This window comes from Bradyrhizobium sp. HKCCYLS3013 (genome assembly GCF_051167615.1).
Taxonomy (GTDB): domain Bacteria; phylum Pseudomonadota; class Alphaproteobacteria; order Rhizobiales; family Xanthobacteraceae; genus Bradyrhizobium.
In genome coordinates, this window is record NZ_JBNPTK010000021.1 from 38,704 (window position 1) to 54,698 (window position 15,995).

A 15,995-nucleotide genomic window follows, 5' to 3' on the forward strand; every position below is an offset into this window, starting at 1 on the left:
GTTCTCGGCAGAGCCGGACACCTCAAGACATCCGCCGATCACGGCGCACTTCACTGGAGGCCTGACATGTCGACCAAGAAATCTCTGCTCGGCCGCACGGCCGCAATCGCTTCATTGACTGCACTCGCGATCGGCGCCTTGACCCCGACCAGCGCCGACGCTCGGAATGGGCGCTGGCACGGCGGTGGTGGCGCTGCCGTCGGCGCGGCGCTGGCGGCCGGAGCCATCGGCACCGGTCTTGCGATCGCCGCAAGCCGCGACGCCTATGATTACTACGATGGTCCGGTCTATGGCGGCCCGGCCTATTACGAGGCTCCCGCCTACTATGGCGTGAACCCGCACGCCTATGGCTACTACCGCAAGGGCGAATACCCCTATCAGGTCTATGGCGGCGACAGCCCGAACGCGGTCTGCGCGCAGGGCACGACCTGGAATTGCCGCTGAGGCCGCTTCTGATTGAAACCTCGGCGCGGCACCGGGCGAGGTCTCGTGGCGCTCGCCCGGCGCTGGACTCCCTTTTCTGCCGTCGTGACCAGTCCCGTAGCCGCCATGAGCGCAGCGACATGCAAGACCGACCTCTCGCCGGGTCGCTTCCCCTGACGCCCATTGAGCCGCGGCGGGCGCGACGCGTCGAACGCGAAGCGGATGACCGATCGCGACCTACTGGCATGCACACCCCTGCCCAGATGCGGCGCGCCAGCCCGCATCGTGATCGCTATGCGCCATCCAGCGGGATGACGCCCTTGCTGAAGATGAAGCAGCCGTAGAACCGGCGCTCGCCGGTCGCGATCACGCAGTAGGCGCTCTTGGCCATTTCATAGAATGCGTAGCGCTCGACGCCGACCAGCGGCCACGGCCTGCCTTCGGCGCTGTTGGTCACCGCCTGGACCTCCTGCTGCACCGGCGTCACCTCCTCCGGCTTGCCGACGACCTCCATCCGGATGGCGGCATCGTCGATGAAGGTGTCGAGCGGAAGCACCGACAGCACCGCCTGGACGGCCCTGGCCGCACTCACATTGTCGATGCGCAGCAACTCGCCGAAGACGGTCTGCCGCGCGATCGCATCCGCCGGAAAGTTGGTGTCGCAGATCACGAGACGGTCGCCATGCCCCATCGCTCTGAGCGCGTAGAGCACGTCGGCATTGAGCAGCGGATCGATCCCCTTGAGCATGTGGTCTCCCTGTCAGTTTTCATGGACGGACCATGTCGGCAGTTGCGACCGCAGCCATCGCATTGCGGGCTACGCTCGCCCCTCGCCGACCAGCCGAAGATCGATGCTGCCAATCAGGTCCGCGCGCAGCGTTTCAGCGGCAGCCATCGCCGCCATGGTCTGTCGCAAGGTGCTCACGTTCGATCCGAGCGAAACGATGCCGCCGAGCACCGCGGCAATCGCCCCGAGGACGACGACCGCATTGGACCCGAGCAGGCCCAGTACCGCCCCGAGCAGCAATGCGGCGCCGCCGGATATGACGATCTTCGAGGCCAGGATGATCTTTCGACACCGCTCGGCCATTTCGGCAAGCTGTTCGATCCGCCGCTCGATGAGGGAGATTTGATCGCTCGGGTCGTCCTCATCCATCAGACCAACTGTTCTCCACGGTGTTTGCTTTGGGCTAATTCCGTCCCGCCCACCAACGTACGGCCATTGACTGGACATTCCAAGAGATGGTTTGCAGCCGTGAGGAATCGACCTTGATGAAGTTCGCGATCATCCGACATGGTACGGTGTTGGATCACGCCAACACATGACATTTGGCTTTGCCACGGCGCGACCAAGGCGAGGAGGCTCTCGAGGCTAGGCCGGCACGGGAACCCCGGCCTTCTTCTCCAGCGCGGCCACCCGGTCGCGAAGGCTGCGGATCTCCGCGACCAGGTCGAGGACGTCCGGCGCGGGCTGATGCCCGATCATCCCGACATGGGTCGTGGTCACACGAATGGTCGACGAGTTGATCTCCATGCTGGTGTGGGAGCTCGCAACTGGACCCGGTTGCAGTGCAGGCGTTGCGGGGACTGCGATCGTAACGCCACCGGCCACAATTCCGTCTGGAGCGGCAACGGTTTTCTCGAACCGCGCGGCGCCTTTAACGGTCATGTCTTCGAGTTTCGCAGCACCGTGAATCGAAACGCCCCCCGCGTAATGCTTGCCATCGTTGAGAACAAGCTCGTCTGCCTGGGAGTGCGAGAGCGCCGCGCGCGCCGCCGGGGGCACTTTCGGGCTCTGGAGCTGCACCGTCTCGACGTTGCATACCATCATCGCTCGCCCCAGCCAGGCCGGAGCCAGCAAGAGACGCCCCGCGTGGGCCTCCGCGCCGTCAAAATCGATTCTGAGCATGCCGGGATAGCCCTGCGCGTCGACGGGAATCCTGACGTTGCCGCTCTGCAGCACAGTCGTTGATCCTTCCAGGATGACCGACGTGTCGGTGAGTTTGATGTCGCTCGTCATGTTCGCCGCCTCCCGTTGAAGATGTAACTTAAAATATCGTCAACTCGGCCGCCGCGGGTTGATTCACGTCAACGCTCCATCGGCTGGCGCCTGCGACCGTTAGCTATCAAGTAGGATGTTCTGGCGCGTGACAGGCCGCGCTCAGAACATGCGAACTGGCGGGGTCTTGAAATGCCCAATGATCTGCACACCGTCCTGAGCGGCATTCACGGATTGAAGGTCGACGCAGTCGAGAGGTCGGTTCCGGCCTGCGCGGACCATGCCTTTGCCTGGGCAGGCAAGCTGCTCGCCGCCCCCCATCCTCGCGCCCGCGCCGATTTCGGCTCGGCTCATCAGCGGGCCTGGCTCGATGCCATGAGCAATCTAAGCGCATGGAAGACGCGGCAGATCGATGTGAACCTGCCGGCATCGGAGAAGCTGCTGATTGTCGGATGGTACTTCCCGGAGCTCGCGAGCCTGCTCGGCACTGCGAAAGAAAAGCATGTGGTCGTTCTGGTATCGAATGATGCTCCCTGGCTCTCCGAGCTGAAGGACGCGGGCACCACACTGAACTTCCGGGCCGAAGGCGGTGCGTCGGCGCTCGCCGCGTACATGCGCGAAGGCCGCAACGTGTTCGCGATGATGGACAACATTCATCCGGGCACCGAGTTCATCCGCAGCCCATTCTTCGGGCGCCCCGCCAAGACCCCGGCCGCCATTCTGAGGCTTGCGATCCGCAACGGCTACACGCTGGCGCTGATAGCGCCCAGGGACAACCGTGTGGAGGTGGTGGCGACACTGCCCACCGCCGGCAAGCAGCCGGAGGATCTCGCTGCCTGGGTGAACCAGAAGATCGAACAGGAGGTCAGACGGGCGCCGGAACGCTGGCTGTCCTGGCCGACGCTCGCCTACCGCTTCCAGGCAAGCTGATTCACCAGTCAGGAGGACGCGCGCATGCCCACCACGTCGTTCAATCAGCTCGCGCAGCAGGCCGACGCACTTCACCCGCCGCAATCGCTGCACAGCCTCTTGTCCAGGCTGCGCTACCCCGGAGCGGCACCGGGAACGACCCTGCCGACGGCTTCGTTCGCCGACGCAGCTTGGCGCCTGTCGGGCCCCTCCACGACACGAATTTCATTCTTGCACTACAACATCTGGTGCCTGCGCGCGAAGATCGGACTGAAGGAGATCGTCGCCGCTGCCGGGGGAGTGGGCCACTTCGCGGCTTGTCTCGGGGTCTCGTCGGCCGAGTTCATCGGCAAGGCACTGGAGATGGTCGGGGCCGACATCGGAGATGTCTGCGACCGCATCTTCCCACCGATCGTGGAAGTCTGCGGCGTTTCCGTCAACCCGCTGAACGATGCCTGCAAGCTGGTGGGCGACTGCCTCTCGCTCGGCGGATACATCATCGAACATCTCAGTTCCGACCTCGACTGGCTGATAAGCCTCTTCTCGATCCCGGAGGAGGTCGTATTCGAGCTGCTGATGCAGATGGTCGCGCCGGTACTTGGCGTGTTCGAAGTGAGCGCCATGGAGAAGCCGGTTATCCCCGAGCGCGCCGACGAAATCGGCCGGAGGGTGTTCGCCTACGACCTCGTATCGCTGGTCGAGGCTTGGGACCAGGATACGAGGGATAAGATCCTGGCACATGGCACCGCGCAGCATGTCGAGGGACCGACCGGCTCCCTCGCCTACAAGCAGCTGCAGAGTGGGATTCTCGTACTCAGCCCGACGCGGACGATCGAGAATGGCGGCGGGCATGTCTATGCCGCGGACGGCGTGTCGCGAGTCATGCCCGGCGGATGCGAGATGAGCTACATGTTCGATTCCGACAAATGGGCGAACAAGGGGGTGCAGCTCACGCGTATCCCGGTTGGCTTTGGTGCGATCGAGCTATATTCGACGCACGTTTATGCCGGCGACGGCGGCCTTCTGTCGCCCGGCCCGACCGACGCGGAGAAGATCGACGTCAGGCGCAGGCAGATTGACGAGTTGATTGCCTTCATCAAGGCGACGCACCTTCCATCCAACGTGGCCATTGTCGCCGGAGATTTCAACATCGGCGCGGACACCGACGAATACCACAATCTGGTCGCGGCGATGGAGCAGGCCGGCTTTTATGACCTGTGGACCGTCCCGTTCGATACGATGAAAAGCGATGGTTTGACCGACCGTCACGGCGAGGGCGACGAGCCGATCTACAACGACTTCAATACCAACTGTAAGGTCTATCGCGCCAGCGAGGCATATCGGCAAGCCTACGATCCGGCCCTTGCCACGCCAACGATGTCGGACGATGTCGATTACTACTGCGACGACATGCAGCCGGACGACGCGAATCCCACCGGATCCAGGATCGACTACCTGTTCATGGAACGTGCGACTGCATTTCACGGCTTCATTCTCGACGTCTCGCGTGTGCGCCGGCGCGCTTTCAAGTCACGCATTCGCTGGGTCGTCACCCCCGGCCCGCAGGACTATCTCTCGGACCACATCGGATTGGAGACGACTTTGTTCGCCAGCCCAAGGCACTGACCCAAGATGCGTTTCGGCGGAAGCGCATCATGATCTCATCCCTTTGTTGGAGCATGATCTCCGCGGAAAACATATTTTTGATTTTCCGAATTACACTCCAGCTGGAGCCGAGCAGGCTCGCGTGCGCCGAGCTGATATCGCGCGATTGCACGGCCCGCTTGTCTCAGGGCAGCTCGGCAGCACGGTGGCACGCAACGTAATGATGTGATCCGATCGCATCCAGAACGGGGAGACGCTGCGAGCATTCGTCGATCGCCATCGGGCAGCGCTGCGCGAAACGGCAGCCGGGCGGCGGATCGACCGGGCTCGGCGGATCGCCCTTGACGAGATAGCGGCGCTTCAGGTCCTCACGCATCGGGCCGGGCGGCGCGGCGGCCGCAATCAGCGACCACGTATAGGGATGACGGGGCGCGGCGAAGATGTCGGCCGCCGGCGCCTGCTCGACGATCTTGCCGAGATACATCACCGCGACCTCATCGCAGAATTTCTGAATCACGCCGAGATCGTGCGAGATGAAGATGTAAGTGAGATCACGCTCGCGCTGCAGCCGCTTCAACAGATTGAGGATCTGCGCCTGGATCGCCACGTCGAGCGCGGACACCGCCTCGTCGCAGACGATCAGGTCGGGCTCTGGCGCCATCGCCCGAGCGATGCACAAACGCTGGCGCTGGCCGCCGGAAAATTGATGCGGAAACAGGTCGGCGGCTTGCGGCGGCAATCCAACCTCGGCCAGCAGCCTGCGCACCCGCTCGTCGCGCTCGCTGCGCGTCCCGATTCCGAGCAGGTCGAGGGGCTCGCGGATCTGATCGCCCGCGCGGCGGCGCGGATTGAGCGCCGAGAACGGGTCCTGGAACACGATCTGCAGATGCCGCCGCACCTCGCGCAGCGGCTGGCCGGTGAGGCCCGCAATGTCGCGGTTGCCGAACACGATCTGGCCGGATGTCGCCGGCACCAGCCGCATCACGGCCTGCGCGGTGGTCGACTTGCCCGAGCCGCTCTCGCCGACGATGCCGAAGGTGGTGCCGCGGCGAACGCGAAAGCTGACGCCGTCGACCGCGTGCACGAAGGACGGCTTGCCATGGCGGCGGCCGGCCGGAAAATGCACGACGAGGTCGTTGACGTCGAGCAGCACCTCTTGGGCGCCTGTCCCGCGGATGGCTTCCGCCATGCTCATGCCGCGATCTCCGTCCTGCGCCAACACGACACGGCGTGCCCCGGGGCAATCGGCTCGAGCGCAGGTTGCAGCTTCGCACGGCAGATGTCGCGGGCCTGCGCGCATCTTGCGAGAAAGGCGCAATCGGCACCGCGCGCGCCGAGTGGCGGCACCATGCCGGGGATCTCGCCGAGATCGACCCAGGGCCGCGGCGGCTCGCCAAGGGCGAGGTGCGGAACACAGTTCAGCAGACCCCGCGTATAGGGATGGCGCGGCGCTGTCGCGATCGCGTCCGCGGCCCCCGCCTCGATGCAGCGTCCGGCATAGAGCACCAGCATCTCGTCCGCGAGCTCGGCGACCGCGCCGAGATCGTGGGTGATCAGCAGGATCGCCGTGCCGGTGCTGCGCTGCAGCTCGGCCAGCAGGTCGAAGATCTGCGCCTGCACGGTGACGTCGAGCGCGGTGGTCGGCTCATCGGCGATCAAGAGCTTCGGCCGCCCGGCCAGCGCCATTGCGATCATCACGCGCTGGCGCATGCCTCCCGAGAGCTGGTGAGGATAGGCATCGATCCGCTGCCCGGCCGCGGGAATCTGCACGGCGCGGAGCAGCTCGATGGCGCGCGAGCGCGCCGCCGCGCGATCGAGCCCCTGGTGCCAGCGCAGCACCTCTCCGATCTGATCACCCACGGTGAACAGCGGGTTGAGTGCGGTCATCGGCTCCTGGAAGATCATCGACATGGCGCTGCCGCGCAAGCTCCGCATCTCCTTCGGCGACAGGGCCAGCAGGTCCCTGCCCTCCAGCACGATGCGGCCCGACGTAATGACGAAATCCTCCGGCAGCAGCCGCATAAGCGCCAGCGCCGTCATGCTCTTGCCACAGCCGGATTCGCCGACCAGCGCCAGGGTCTGCCCCGGCGCGACCGTGAACGACAGGTTCTCGATCACCGGGACGAGGCGGCCGGCCCCGTTGCGCATGCTGACGTTGAGATCATCCACTTCGAGCAGCGCACTCATCACGACCTCCGCCGCAGACGCGGATTGATCGCGTCGTTGAGACCGTCGCCGACCAGGCTGATCGCGAGCACCGCAAGGAAGATCGCCGCTCCCGGGAACATCACCGCCCACCAGGCATCGAGAATGTAGTTGCGGTTCTGGCCCAGCATCAGTCCCCAGCTCATGACGTTCGGGTCGCCCAGACCGAGGAAGCTCAGGCCGCCCTCGAACAGGATCGCGACGCCGATCGCCAGCGTCGCCGACACGATCACCGCGGGCAGCGCATTGGGCAGCAGCACGCGCAGGATCAGGTTCGCGTTGGAGGCGCCCGCCGCGCGCGACGCCTTGACGAAATCGAGATCGCGCAGCCGCATGAACTCCGCCCGCGTCAGCCGCGCCACAGAGGTCCAGCTCACGCCGCCGATCGCAAGCGTGATCGTGGTCAGCTTCGGCCCGAACAGTGTTACCAGCACCATCGCGAACAGCAATGGCGGCAGGATCTGGAAGAACTCGGTGATCTTGACCATGGTGGCATCGATGGCGCCGCCGAAAAAGCCGCCGACCGCGCCGATCACGAGTCCGATTGCGATCGTGATGAGCGCCGCGACGGCGCCGACGGCGAGCGTCGCGCGCCCACCATGGATGAGGCCGGCCAGGACGTCGCGTCCGAGATAGTCGGTGCCGAACCAGGCATCAGCATCCGGCGGCATGAACGGGGCGCCGACGAGATCGAGCGGATCGACCGGATACAGCGATGGCCCGACCACGGCCACCAGAATGATCAGGATCAGCATGCAGGCGCCGGCGACGCCCGACGGGCTCTTCATGAACTGCCGCAGCGCCAGGCGGCCCGGCGACGCGGCGGTTCGCGCGGGCAGATCGGCCGGCGACGTCGACACCTGCGAGGTGCTCTCGATCACCGTCATCGCCGTCCTGTCCGAATTCGCGGGTCAACGAGGCGGTAGACCACGTCAGTCAGAATGTTGGCGGTCATCACCATCAGCGCAGAGAAGAACAGCACCGCCATCAGGGTCGGATAGTCGCGACGCAGGATGGAATCGAACACCAGCCGGCCCATGCCGGGCCAGCTGAACACGGTCTCGACCAGCACGGCGCCGGCGAACAGATTGCCGAACTGATGGCCGGCGACGGTGACGATCGGGATCAGCGTATTGCGCAACGCGTGTTTGCCGACCACCAGCCATTCCGGGAGCCCCTTGGCACGGGCGGTTCTGACATAGTCGGCCGACAGCGCCTCGATCATGTTCACCCGCGCCAGCCGGCTGTATTGCGCGATGAACACGAGCGCGAGCGTCAGCGAAGGCAACACCAGATGGCGGCCGACATCGAGCGCGTAGGCGAAGCCCTGCTTGGGATTCACCACGTCGGTCATTCCGACCACGGGGAGGATCGGCCATACCGAGCCGAACAGCAGCAGCAACATCAGCCCGGTCCAGAAGATCGGCGCGGCATAGCCCGCCAGCGAGACCACGGTGACGGCGTGGCTGAAGGGGCCGTTCGGCCGCCGCGCGCTGACCACCCCGAGCAATGTGCCGATCGCGAGCGCACCGGAAAGGGCGCACAGGGTCAGATAGAGCGTCGCCGGCAGCCGCTGCAGGATCAGGCCGAGCACGGGCTGGTTGAAGTAGTAGGAGTAGCCGAAATCGCCGACGGCGACGTTCGCGAGATAGATGGACAGCTGCTGCAACAGGCTCTGGTCGAGGCCGTATTTGGCCCGCAGTGCCGCGACGACCTCCGCCGATGCGCCGCCCATCTCGCCGGCGATCACCTGGACGGGATCGCCGGGAGCAAGATGGATCAGGCAGAAGTTGAGCACCAGCACGGCGATCAGCAGCGCGACAGCATTGATGATCTGCCGGGCCAGATGGGTGGCGAATGCCATGGTGCAGCAAGTCTCCTCGTGGCTCTCACGAAACCGGGGATAGCTCCGCCTCAGGTCTTCGGCGGCGTTTCCCAGTAGAGCTCGTCGAGCGGCGACATCATGCCCCAGATCGAGTTCGGGAGATTGCCCAGCCCCTTGGCGAAGGCATTGTAGTACGGGCTGACGTTGATGAAGTAGATCGGCACATCCGAGACGACGATCTTCTGGAACTCCGAGTACAGCGCCTTGCGCTTCTCGGGCGAGGTTTCGACCGCCGCCGCCTGCAACAGCTCGTCCACCTTGGGATTGGAGTATTGCTGCGTGTTCGACCAGATGACGCCCTTGCGGATGTTCGACGTCAGATAGGTGCGGTTGACGCCGATCACCGGGTCACCCCAGTTGTAGACGGTGTCCATGGTGAGGTCGAAATCGAAGTTCGAGACGCGCTGCGCCCAGGTCGGGAAATCCGGCGCGGCGCGCACCTCGAGATTGATGCCGACCCGCTTGAGCTGCGAGCGCAGGTACTCGGCGACGTTGCGCTGCTGCTCGTCGGCGCCCGGAATGTAGTCGATGGCCAGCGAGAAGCGCGAGCCGTCCGCCCCCTTGGCGTAGCCGGCAGCATCCAGCAGCGCGGCCGATTTGGCGTAGTCGACCTTGTAGGGTTCGACGGCGGCTTCGGCGAGCGGCGAATCCGGTGCGATTGGCCCCAGCGACGGCGTGGCCTTGCCGCCCATCAGCTTGGAGACGATGAAGTCGCGATTGGCCGCATAGGCGATGGCCTGGCGCACGCGGACATCATCGAGCGGCTTCTTTTTGGTATTGAAGGCAAGCCAGTTGAGCGGGCCGACGCCCGCCATGCCCTTGTCGGTCACGACCAGGTTCGGCGCCTTCTGCAGACGATCGATGTCGCGCGCGCCGGCGATGAAGGGCAACGCGCTGAAATCACCGCGCTCCATCGAGACGACGGCCGCATTCTGATCCGAGACCAGCCTCACCACGATCTTGTCGAGCTTGGGCCGGCCAGGGATGAAGAACTTGTCGAATTTCTCCAGCGTGTAGTATTCGCCCTGCTTGTACTCGGTCAGCTTGAACGGGCCGGACCCGATCGGCTTCAGATTGGCCGGATGCGTCTTGAGGTCCTGGCCGTCGCCATAGATGTGCTTGGGCAGGATCGGCATCAGCGCCGGCGACATCGCCAGGAGCAGCGACGGGCTCGGGTTTTTCAGACGGAGGATGGCGGTCGCGGGATCAGGCGTCTCGACCTTGTCGACCGCCGCCAGCATCGTCTGGAACGGATGGTTGGCCTTGATGGCCATGATCGAAAACGCGACGTCCTCGGACGTCACGGGGTGGCCGTCGTGGAAGACGGCGTCCTTCACCAAGTGAAGCGTGACTGAAAGCCCGTCAGCCGCGACCTCCCAGGACTGCGCCAGATAAGGTTGCGGATTCCACTTGTCGTCATAGCGCAGCGGGCTCGCGAAGATCTGGGCGGTCGGCATGGCCGTCGCCATGCCCGACTGCACGGCGCCGTTGAAATGCCGCGGCACCTGCGTGGTCGCGACCACCAAGGTGTTGCCGCCGGATGACTGCGCCTGCGCCGCGGGGGATGCGGCCGTGGCCGCGACGAGACCGAGAGCTCCGAGCACAAAATGTCGTCTGATCAACATGGCTATCCCGCTTCCTGATTCACGACCGGGTGGATGATGAGAAACTGGCGTGGTGGTCCAATGGGCTCTGATGTCATTGCGTCACGCTGCGGTAGACAAAGCACGGTCGAGGATCGCGTCGAGCTCCTGATCCGATGGCAGATCCGCGGTCCCCACGCCGGCGAGCGTGATCGTCTCCGACGCGGTCGCCGGACCATCCTCGGCCGGCGTCAGCGACCAGTTGCGCGACACCAGTTGGAACACCTGCGCGCGGCCGTCGCCGTCGACCCGGCAAATTCCCTTCAGCCGCAGCAATTCGCGCGGCAGGGCGCGCACCGCGGCGGCCAGCCTGTCGCGATTGAAACGTCCGGCCCGCTGATAGGTCCAGCGACGGAAGTCGTTCTCGTGGTCGACCGTCTCCGCGACCAGATCGGCGCGGAAACGCGCCGCCCGCCCCCGCCCGAAGACCGCCTGATGCACAGGCGTCAGGGTCGACAATTGTTCGATCGGCACATTCGGCCGGATGGCGCCGATGGCGGCGCACGCCGCCTTGCGCTGGCTCTCGCTGGCCAGATCGCATCTGCTCAGCAGCACCACGTCGCATTTGGCGAACTGATTGCGGATGGTCTCGCCGATGTGCCGGTCCTCGCACTGCACCGTGATGCGGGTTGCATCGGCCAGCACGACGACGCCGTCGAGCTGCAGCGACGGCTCGACCAGCGCGATCTCCGCGATGCGCCAGGGATCGCCGACGCCGCTGGCCTCGATCACCACGCGATCGAAGCGCCCGATATCGTCGAGCAGCCGCGCCAGCGTATCGAGAAAGCCCGTCCCGATGCTGCAGCAGACGCAGCCATTGGTGAGCGACATCGTCGTGCCGTCGTGGCTGCGGATCAGCGCGGCATCAACATTGATCTCGCCGAAATCGTTCACCAGCACGGCGCAGCGCTCGGTGCTAGCCGACAGCAGACGGTTGAGCAGCGTCGTCTTTCCGGCGCCGAGAAAGCCGCCGATCACGGTGAACGGAATGGGCGCGGATGCCGTCATGCGCGCGGCGCTTCCTTGACGATGCCGCCGACGACAGTGCCCCAGACCGCAACGTCCTTCAATGTCTCCGGCGTGACCGTCAATGGATCCTGCTCCAGGACCGCGAAGTCCGCGTACTTGCCGGTCTCGATACTGCCGATGAGATGATCGAGCTTGAGCGTGTAGGCTGCGCCGATCGTGATGGCGTTCAGCGCCTGCTCCACGCTCAGCGCCTCGGTCTCGGCACCGAGCTTGCGGCCCGACGAGGAGACGCGGTTCACGGCGCACCACGCGGTGAACAGCGGCGACAGCGGTGTGACCGGCGCATCTGAGTGGATCGAGTAGGGAACGCCGATCCGCTGTGCCGTGCCTGTCGCATCGAGGCGGTTCGCCCGCTCTGGTCCCATCGTCAGCTCGTAGTGGGAATCGCCCCAGTAGAAGACGTGATTGGCAAACAGGTTGACGCAAAGACCGAGCGCCTTCATGCGGCGGAACTGCGCGGCGTCGGCCATCTGGCAGTGCTGCAGCGTGTGGCGATGATCCAGCCGCGGGTGAGCGGTCTGCGCCTTTTCCACGGCGTCCAGCGCAAGCTCGGTCGCCTCGTCGCCATTGGTGTGGATGTGAAGCTGGATGCCGGCCTTGTGGTAGAGCTCGACCAGGCGCGGCAGCTCCTCCGGCGCGATGTACCAGAGGCCGTTCGGCGCGCCGTTGTGATATCCAGGCCACCGTAGGCGGGCCGTGAAGCCCTGGATCGACCCGTCGACGACCAGCTTGACAATGCCGTAATGCAGCTTGTCGTTGCCGGACTCGCGCAGCGCCGCGATCTTTTCGATGGCCTTGTCCGGAGGATGCGTGGCCGAGGCCAGCGCCGGTACCAGGCGCACACCGAACTCCGCCTGCTGCGTCGCGGAGCGATAAAGGTCCAACGTGTTGTCGGTGAGATCGTTGTGCAGATCGGTGATCGTGGTGACGCCCTGCACGCAGGCCGATGACGCGTAGCGCTGCACGTCGGACATGGTCAGCAGCTCCGACAGCGGATTGCCCACCAAGCGGAACGCCCGCAGCCGGGCTGCGATACCCTGCAGTTCGCCGCTGGCCAGACCGCCGGCTCCGGCGACGACACCGGAGATGTCGGTGGCATGCAGAAGCTGCGTGCGCTCCAGCACCAGCGTGTTGACCACACTGATATGGAAGCTGGCGTGGATCACCATGATCGGCCGCGTCGTCGAGACCCGGTCCAGTGCTTCGCGCGTCAGCTTCTCACCACCGATATGCAGCGGATCGAAACCCCATGCGAACAGCGTTGCGTTCGGATCAGCCATGCCGGCTTCGGCCTCGCGGAGGCGTGCCACGATCGCATCGATGTTGGGAACGCCGGCGACCGCCCTGCCCTCCGGCGAGCGCCGTTCGAAGGCCCCGACATAGGGCAGCGACCACATCATGCCTTCCATGATGTGGCTGTGGCCCTCGACGAACCCAGGTAACAGCACCTTGTCGCGGAAGCGCGTGTCGATCCGACCATCAGGAGCGAATTGCGCGATCTCCGCTTCACTGCCAACGGCAACGATCCGCCCCTCCCGCACCGCAACGTGCGTCGCAAACGGGCGTGACGGATTCATCGTCACGATCCTGCGGGCCGCGTAGACGACGGTATCTGAGCTCACCGCGAACTCCCTCAACTTCCCAAGCCGTTGTCGAAACCTGCGGTGTCGGATGGGTCCAGGCCAGCGCCAGATGCCATGCACAAATGGAGCCAGCCCATGCGAGCCACGCCCGCAATCATTCCGCTATGGCGCGGTTTTTGCTTTAGTTTGAGCGCCTCACGGCTTTCAGGACCAAATACCTCGATGGCAAAATTCGCGCCCCTGCGGCGATCCCAAGCGACCGGACCGGCTGTTCCGATCCATGACGTGCTGTTCTGGATCTCGCTGTTCGACGGCCTGGACCGCGGCGGCACCTTCCTGCAGCTTCAGATCCGGCAGATGATCGTGACCGCGATCGAGGACGGCCGTCTGCCGCTCGGCGTCCGCATGCCGTCGAGCCGCGATCTCGCAGCCCTGCTGAAGGTATCGCGCAACACCATCGTCATCGCCTATGAGCAGCTGGTCGACCAGAACTTCCTGGTGTCGCGCGAGCGCAGCGGCTACTTCGTGGCCGGCCTGCCCAAGCACATCGGCGAAGCCCGGCAGCCTGCGACGGAGGTCTACAGCCGGCGCTGGACCGAGCGGTTCGCGCTGCAGCCGTCGGCGCTTCGCAATATCGTCAAGCCGCTCGACTGGCAGACCTATCCGTATCCCTTCATCTTCGGGCAGTTCGACCCGAGCCTGTTTCCGACCAACGACTGGCGCGAGAGCGCGCGCGCGGCGCTCAGCGTCCCCGAGATCAACAACTGGGCGCGCGACATGATCGACGGCGACGATCCGGCGCTGATCGAACAATTGCAGCGGCAGGTGCTGCCGCGCCGCGGCATTCGCGCCCGTGCCGACGAGATCATGCTCACGATCGGAGCACAGCACGCCCTCTATTTGATTGCGAAGCTGTTCCTGCAGCCCGACACCCCGATCGGCATCGAAGATCCCGGCTATCCCGACGCACGCAACATCTTCGGCATGATGACGTCGCAGGTTGTGCCGCTTCAGCTGGACGATCAGGGCCTGGTCCCTGACGGGGCGTTCGCGCGCTGCGCGCTGGCCTATGTCACGGCGAGCCACCAATGCCCGACCACGACCGCGATGTCGCGGGCGCGGCGCGAGGAGATTCTCCAGGTCGCTCGCGAGCGCGACATCGTCCTGATCGAGGATGATTATGAAAGCGATCTGATGCCGGAGGGCAGCAGCCTGCCGCCGCTGATGAGCCTGGACCGCGACCAGAGCGTGCTCTACGTCGGCAGCCTGTCGAAGGCCTTGGCCCCCGGCCTGCGGCTCGGCTACGTCGTGGCGCCTGCGCCCGTCATCCGCGAGTTGCGCGCGTTGCGCCGGCTGATGCTGCGCCATCCGCCGCTGAACAACCAGCGCGTCGCGGCCTTGTTCATCGGTCTCGGGCACTACCGCTCCCATCTGCAGCAGGTCGGCCGCGTGCTGCTCGAACGCGCCACCCTGCTCGACGCGCTGTTGCCGCAGGCGCTGCCGGGCTGCACCTGGTCGCGCGGCCCGGGCAGCACCAGCTACTGGATCACCTGCCCTGCGGGAACGGATACGATCAAGCTGTCAGAGGTCGCACGCGCCGAAGGCGTGGTCATCGAGCCCGGCGACGTGTTCTCGATCAACCCGGAGGCGACGCGCAACTGCTTCCGTCTCGGCTTCTCCTCGATCCGCACGGACCGGATCGCGCCGGGAATTGCCAAGCTGGGCCAGATCTTCACGCGGTACATGTCGTCGCAAACGACCTGAGCGGCTACAGCAGGTCGCTCAGCCCCTTGAGCGCACTACCGAGTGCGACCACCGCGAGACTTGCGATCGACACCCGACGATGCAGCGTGTCGCTGCCGCGATGAAAGCCGAGATCGCCGAGCCAGGTGCCGACCAGCATCACAGGAATGCCGAGCGCGGTCAGGACCGCAATGTGCAGGTCCAGGAGATCGAACCAGGCGAGGCTGGCGGTCGCAACGATAGAGGAGACCAGGAAGAACACCATCATCGACGCGCGGGCGGCAACCCGGTCGAATGCGCCCGCGTTGTAATAGACGATCACAGGTGGCCCGGGCATGCCTGCAAGGCCGTTGAACAGACCGGCGGCGAGGCCGACCAGCGCCGTGATCCAGCGCGCTGGCGCCGCCGTCAGCCGAAACCCCGCATTGAGCAGCACGACCGCGCCGATGGTGATCAGCGCGATGACAACGCGTGCCACTGAGGCGGATACCAGACTCAGGACCAGCACACCGGTCGGTGAGCCGATCAGGCCTCCGAGAGTCAGCCAGCGCAGAGACGACCAGTCGCAGACCCGCGAGGCGCGCGGCAGATCGCCGAGCCCGATCAGAAGCTGCAGACAGACTGCAACCGGCACCGATTGCGTCGGCGGCATGAACAGGCCGAGCAGCGGCACGGCCGTCAGCGCAAAACCGAAGCCCGTGAAGCCGCGCACGAGCGCCGCGGCAAAGATCGACAGCGCCGCAGCGAGCACCAGGGCCGGGCTCGGCAGCGATGTGGCGGCGATGTCATGGACCGCGACGGCCAGTTCCTGCAGGGCCATCGTCAGCGTGGGGCGTGAGAGCACAAAGGCGGCATCATCCGGCCAGTCAGCAACTCCGCCATGGTGATGAAAGGGCCAGCCGGCGCCCCACCATCGGGCCAGTTCTGGCCGCAGAGGTCGCGCGCTCTGGTTCTAGGGCCTCCAGCCGATC

15 protein-coding genes are annotated in these 15,995 nt (G+C 65.2%); 4 read left to right on the forward strand and 11 right to left on the reverse strand.

What is annotated here, in order from left to right:
- Positions 1–66 precede the first annotated feature (66 nt).
- Positions 67–444: a hypothetical protein gene (locus ACQR1F_RS28245; RefSeq protein ID WP_315804984.1), complete on the forward strand. Its 378-nt coding sequence runs from the start codon at positions 67–69 to the stop codon at positions 442–444.
- 271 nt (positions 445–715) lie between these two features.
- On the opposite strand, the gene ACQR1F_RS28250 is transcribed toward ACQR1F_RS28245, so the two are convergent.
- The 3 genes from ACQR1F_RS28250 to ACQR1F_RS28260 all read right to left on the reverse strand — a co-directional run bounded on the left by ACQR1F_RS28250 (position 716) and on the right by ACQR1F_RS28260 (position 2,443).
- Positions 716–1,171: an RbsD/FucU family protein gene (locus ACQR1F_RS28250; RefSeq protein WP_315804985.1), complete on the reverse strand. Its 456-nt coding sequence runs from the start codon at positions 1,169–1,171 to the stop codon at positions 716–718.
- A gap of 69 nt (positions 1,172–1,240) precedes the next feature.
- The gene (locus ACQR1F_RS28255; protein WP_315804986.1) at positions 1,241–1,579 is read right to left on the reverse strand and encodes a hypothetical protein; all 339 of its coding nucleotides are present in this window, start codon (positions 1,577–1,579) and stop codon (positions 1,241–1,243) included.
- Positions 1,580–1,795: 216 nt separating this feature from the next.
- Positions 1,796–2,443 (reverse strand): hypothetical protein, encoded by a 648-nt coding sequence (locus ACQR1F_RS28260; protein WP_434914257.1) that lies wholly within the window; start codon positions 2,441–2,443, stop codon positions 1,796–1,798.
- A gap of 171 nt (positions 2,444–2,614) precedes the next feature.
- Here ACQR1F_RS28260 and ACQR1F_RS28265 point away from each other — a divergent pair, with 171 nt between their 5' ends.
- Together ACQR1F_RS28265 and ACQR1F_RS28270 are read left to right on the forward strand one after the other, a co-directional pair.
- Positions 2,615–3,352 (forward strand): hypothetical protein, encoded by a 738-nt coding sequence (locus ACQR1F_RS28265; RefSeq protein WP_434914258.1) that lies wholly within the window; start codon positions 2,615–2,617, stop codon positions 3,350–3,352.
- A 24-nt stretch (positions 3,353–3,376) separates the two neighbouring features.
- The gene (locus tag ACQR1F_RS28270; protein ID WP_434914259.1) at positions 3,377–4,957 is read left to right on the forward strand and encodes an endonuclease/exonuclease/phosphatase family protein; all 1,581 of its coding nucleotides are present in this window, start codon (positions 3,377–3,379) and stop codon (positions 4,955–4,957) included.
- A gap of 163 nt (positions 4,958–5,120) precedes the next feature.
- On the opposite strand, the gene ACQR1F_RS28275 is transcribed toward ACQR1F_RS28270, so the two are convergent.
- The 7 genes from ACQR1F_RS28275 to ACQR1F_RS28305 form a co-directional block, all read right to left on the reverse strand.
- Complete coding sequence (locus tag ACQR1F_RS28275) at positions 5,121–6,131, reverse strand: ABC transporter ATP-binding protein (protein ID WP_315805006.1); 1,011 nt, start codon at positions 6,129–6,131, stop codon at positions 5,121–5,123.
- The gene (locus ACQR1F_RS28280) at positions 6,128–7,123 is read right to left on the reverse strand and encodes an ABC transporter ATP-binding protein (protein ID WP_434914260.1); all 996 of its coding nucleotides are present in this window, start codon (positions 7,121–7,123) and stop codon (positions 6,128–6,130) included. Before ACQR1F_RS28280 ends, ACQR1F_RS28275 begins: the two co-directional genes overlap by 4 nt.
- The gene (locus ACQR1F_RS28285) at positions 7,123–8,028 is read right to left on the reverse strand and encodes an ABC transporter permease (RefSeq protein WP_316218590.1); all 906 of its coding nucleotides are present in this window, start codon (positions 8,026–8,028) and stop codon (positions 7,123–7,125) included. The genes ACQR1F_RS28280 and ACQR1F_RS28285 overlap by 1 nt, the downstream gene beginning before the upstream one ends.
- The gene (locus ACQR1F_RS28290) at positions 8,025–9,005 is read right to left on the reverse strand and encodes an ABC transporter permease (protein WP_316182707.1); all 981 of its coding nucleotides are present in this window, start codon (positions 9,003–9,005) and stop codon (positions 8,025–8,027) included. The genes ACQR1F_RS28285 and ACQR1F_RS28290 overlap by 4 nt, the downstream gene beginning before the upstream one ends.
- A 50-nt stretch (positions 9,006–9,055) precedes the next feature.
- On the reverse strand, positions 9,056–10,651 hold the full coding sequence (locus tag ACQR1F_RS28295; protein WP_434914261.1) for an ABC transporter substrate-binding protein: 1,596 nt from the start codon (positions 10,649–10,651) through the stop codon (positions 9,056–9,058).
- Positions 10,652–10,732: 81 nt separating this feature from the next.
- Positions 10,733–11,677: a CobW family GTP-binding protein gene (locus ACQR1F_RS28300; RefSeq protein ID WP_434914262.1), complete on the reverse strand. Its 945-nt coding sequence runs from the start codon at positions 11,675–11,677 to the stop codon at positions 10,733–10,735.
- The gene (locus ACQR1F_RS28305) at positions 11,674–13,320 is read right to left on the reverse strand and encodes an amidohydrolase (protein WP_434914263.1); all 1,647 of its coding nucleotides are present in this window, start codon (positions 13,318–13,320) and stop codon (positions 11,674–11,676) included. Before ACQR1F_RS28305 ends, ACQR1F_RS28300 begins: the two co-directional genes overlap by 4 nt.
- Positions 13,321–13,503: 183 nt before the next feature.
- Here ACQR1F_RS28305 and ACQR1F_RS28310 point away from each other — a divergent pair, with 183 nt between their 5' ends.
- On the forward strand, positions 13,504–15,045 hold the full coding sequence (locus ACQR1F_RS28310) for a PLP-dependent aminotransferase family protein (RefSeq protein WP_434914264.1): 1,542 nt from the start codon (positions 13,504–13,506) through the stop codon (positions 15,043–15,045).
- Positions 15,046–15,049: 4 nt separating this feature from the next.
- Here ACQR1F_RS28310 and ACQR1F_RS28315 read toward each other — a convergent pair whose 3' ends face one another.
- Positions 15,050–15,868 (reverse strand): sulfite exporter TauE/SafE family protein, encoded by an 819-nt coding sequence (locus tag ACQR1F_RS28315; protein ID WP_434914265.1) that lies wholly within the window; start codon positions 15,866–15,868, stop codon positions 15,050–15,052.
- Positions 15,869–15,995 lie beyond the last annotated feature (127 nt).

Excerpts from the sequence above, each read along its gene's own strand:
- ACQR1F_RS28245 (WP_315804984.1), top strand. The coding sequence starts at position 67 with ATGTCGACCAAGAAATCTCTGCTCGGCCGCACGGCCGCAATCGCTTCA.
- ACQR1F_RS28250 (WP_315804985.1), bottom strand. The coding sequence starts at position 1,171 with ATGCTCAAGGGGATCGATCCGCTGCTCAATGCCGACGTGCTCTACGCG.
- ACQR1F_RS28255 (WP_315804986.1), bottom strand. The coding sequence starts at position 1,579 with ATGGATGAGGACGACCCGAGCGATCAAATCTCCCTCATCGAGCGGCGG.
- ACQR1F_RS28260 (WP_434914257.1), bottom strand. The coding sequence starts at position 2,443 with ATGACGAGCGACATCAAACTCACCGACACGTCGGTCATCCTGGAAGGA.
- ACQR1F_RS28265 (WP_434914258.1), top strand. The coding sequence starts at position 2,615 with ATGCCCAATGATCTGCACACCGTCCTGAGCGGCATTCACGGATTGAAG.
- ACQR1F_RS28270 (WP_434914259.1), top strand. The coding sequence starts at position 3,377 with ATGCCCACCACGTCGTTCAATCAGCTCGCGCAGCAGGCCGACGCACTT.
- ACQR1F_RS28275 (WP_315805006.1), bottom strand. The coding sequence starts at position 6,131 with ATGAGCATGGCGGAAGCCATCCGCGGGACAGGCGCCCAAGAGGTGCTG.
- ACQR1F_RS28280 (WP_434914260.1), bottom strand. The coding sequence starts at position 7,123 with ATGAGTGCGCTGCTCGAAGTGGATGATCTCAACGTCAGCATGCGCAAC.
- ACQR1F_RS28285 (WP_316218590.1), bottom strand. The coding sequence starts at position 8,028 with ATGACGGTGATCGAGAGCACCTCGCAGGTGTCGACGTCGCCGGCCGAT.
- ACQR1F_RS28290 (WP_316182707.1), bottom strand. The coding sequence starts at position 9,005 with ATGGCATTCGCCACCCATCTGGCCCGGCAGATCATCAATGCTGTCGCG.
- ACQR1F_RS28295 (WP_434914261.1), bottom strand. The coding sequence starts at position 10,651 with ATGTTGATCAGACGACATTTTGTGCTCGGAGCTCTCGGTCTCGTCGCG.
- ACQR1F_RS28300 (WP_434914262.1), bottom strand. The coding sequence starts at position 11,677 with ATGACGGCATCCGCGCCCATTCCGTTCACCGTGATCGGCGGCTTTCTC.
- ACQR1F_RS28310 (WP_434914264.1), top strand. The coding sequence starts at position 13,504 with ATGGCAAAATTCGCGCCCCTGCGGCGATCCCAAGCGACCGGACCGGCT.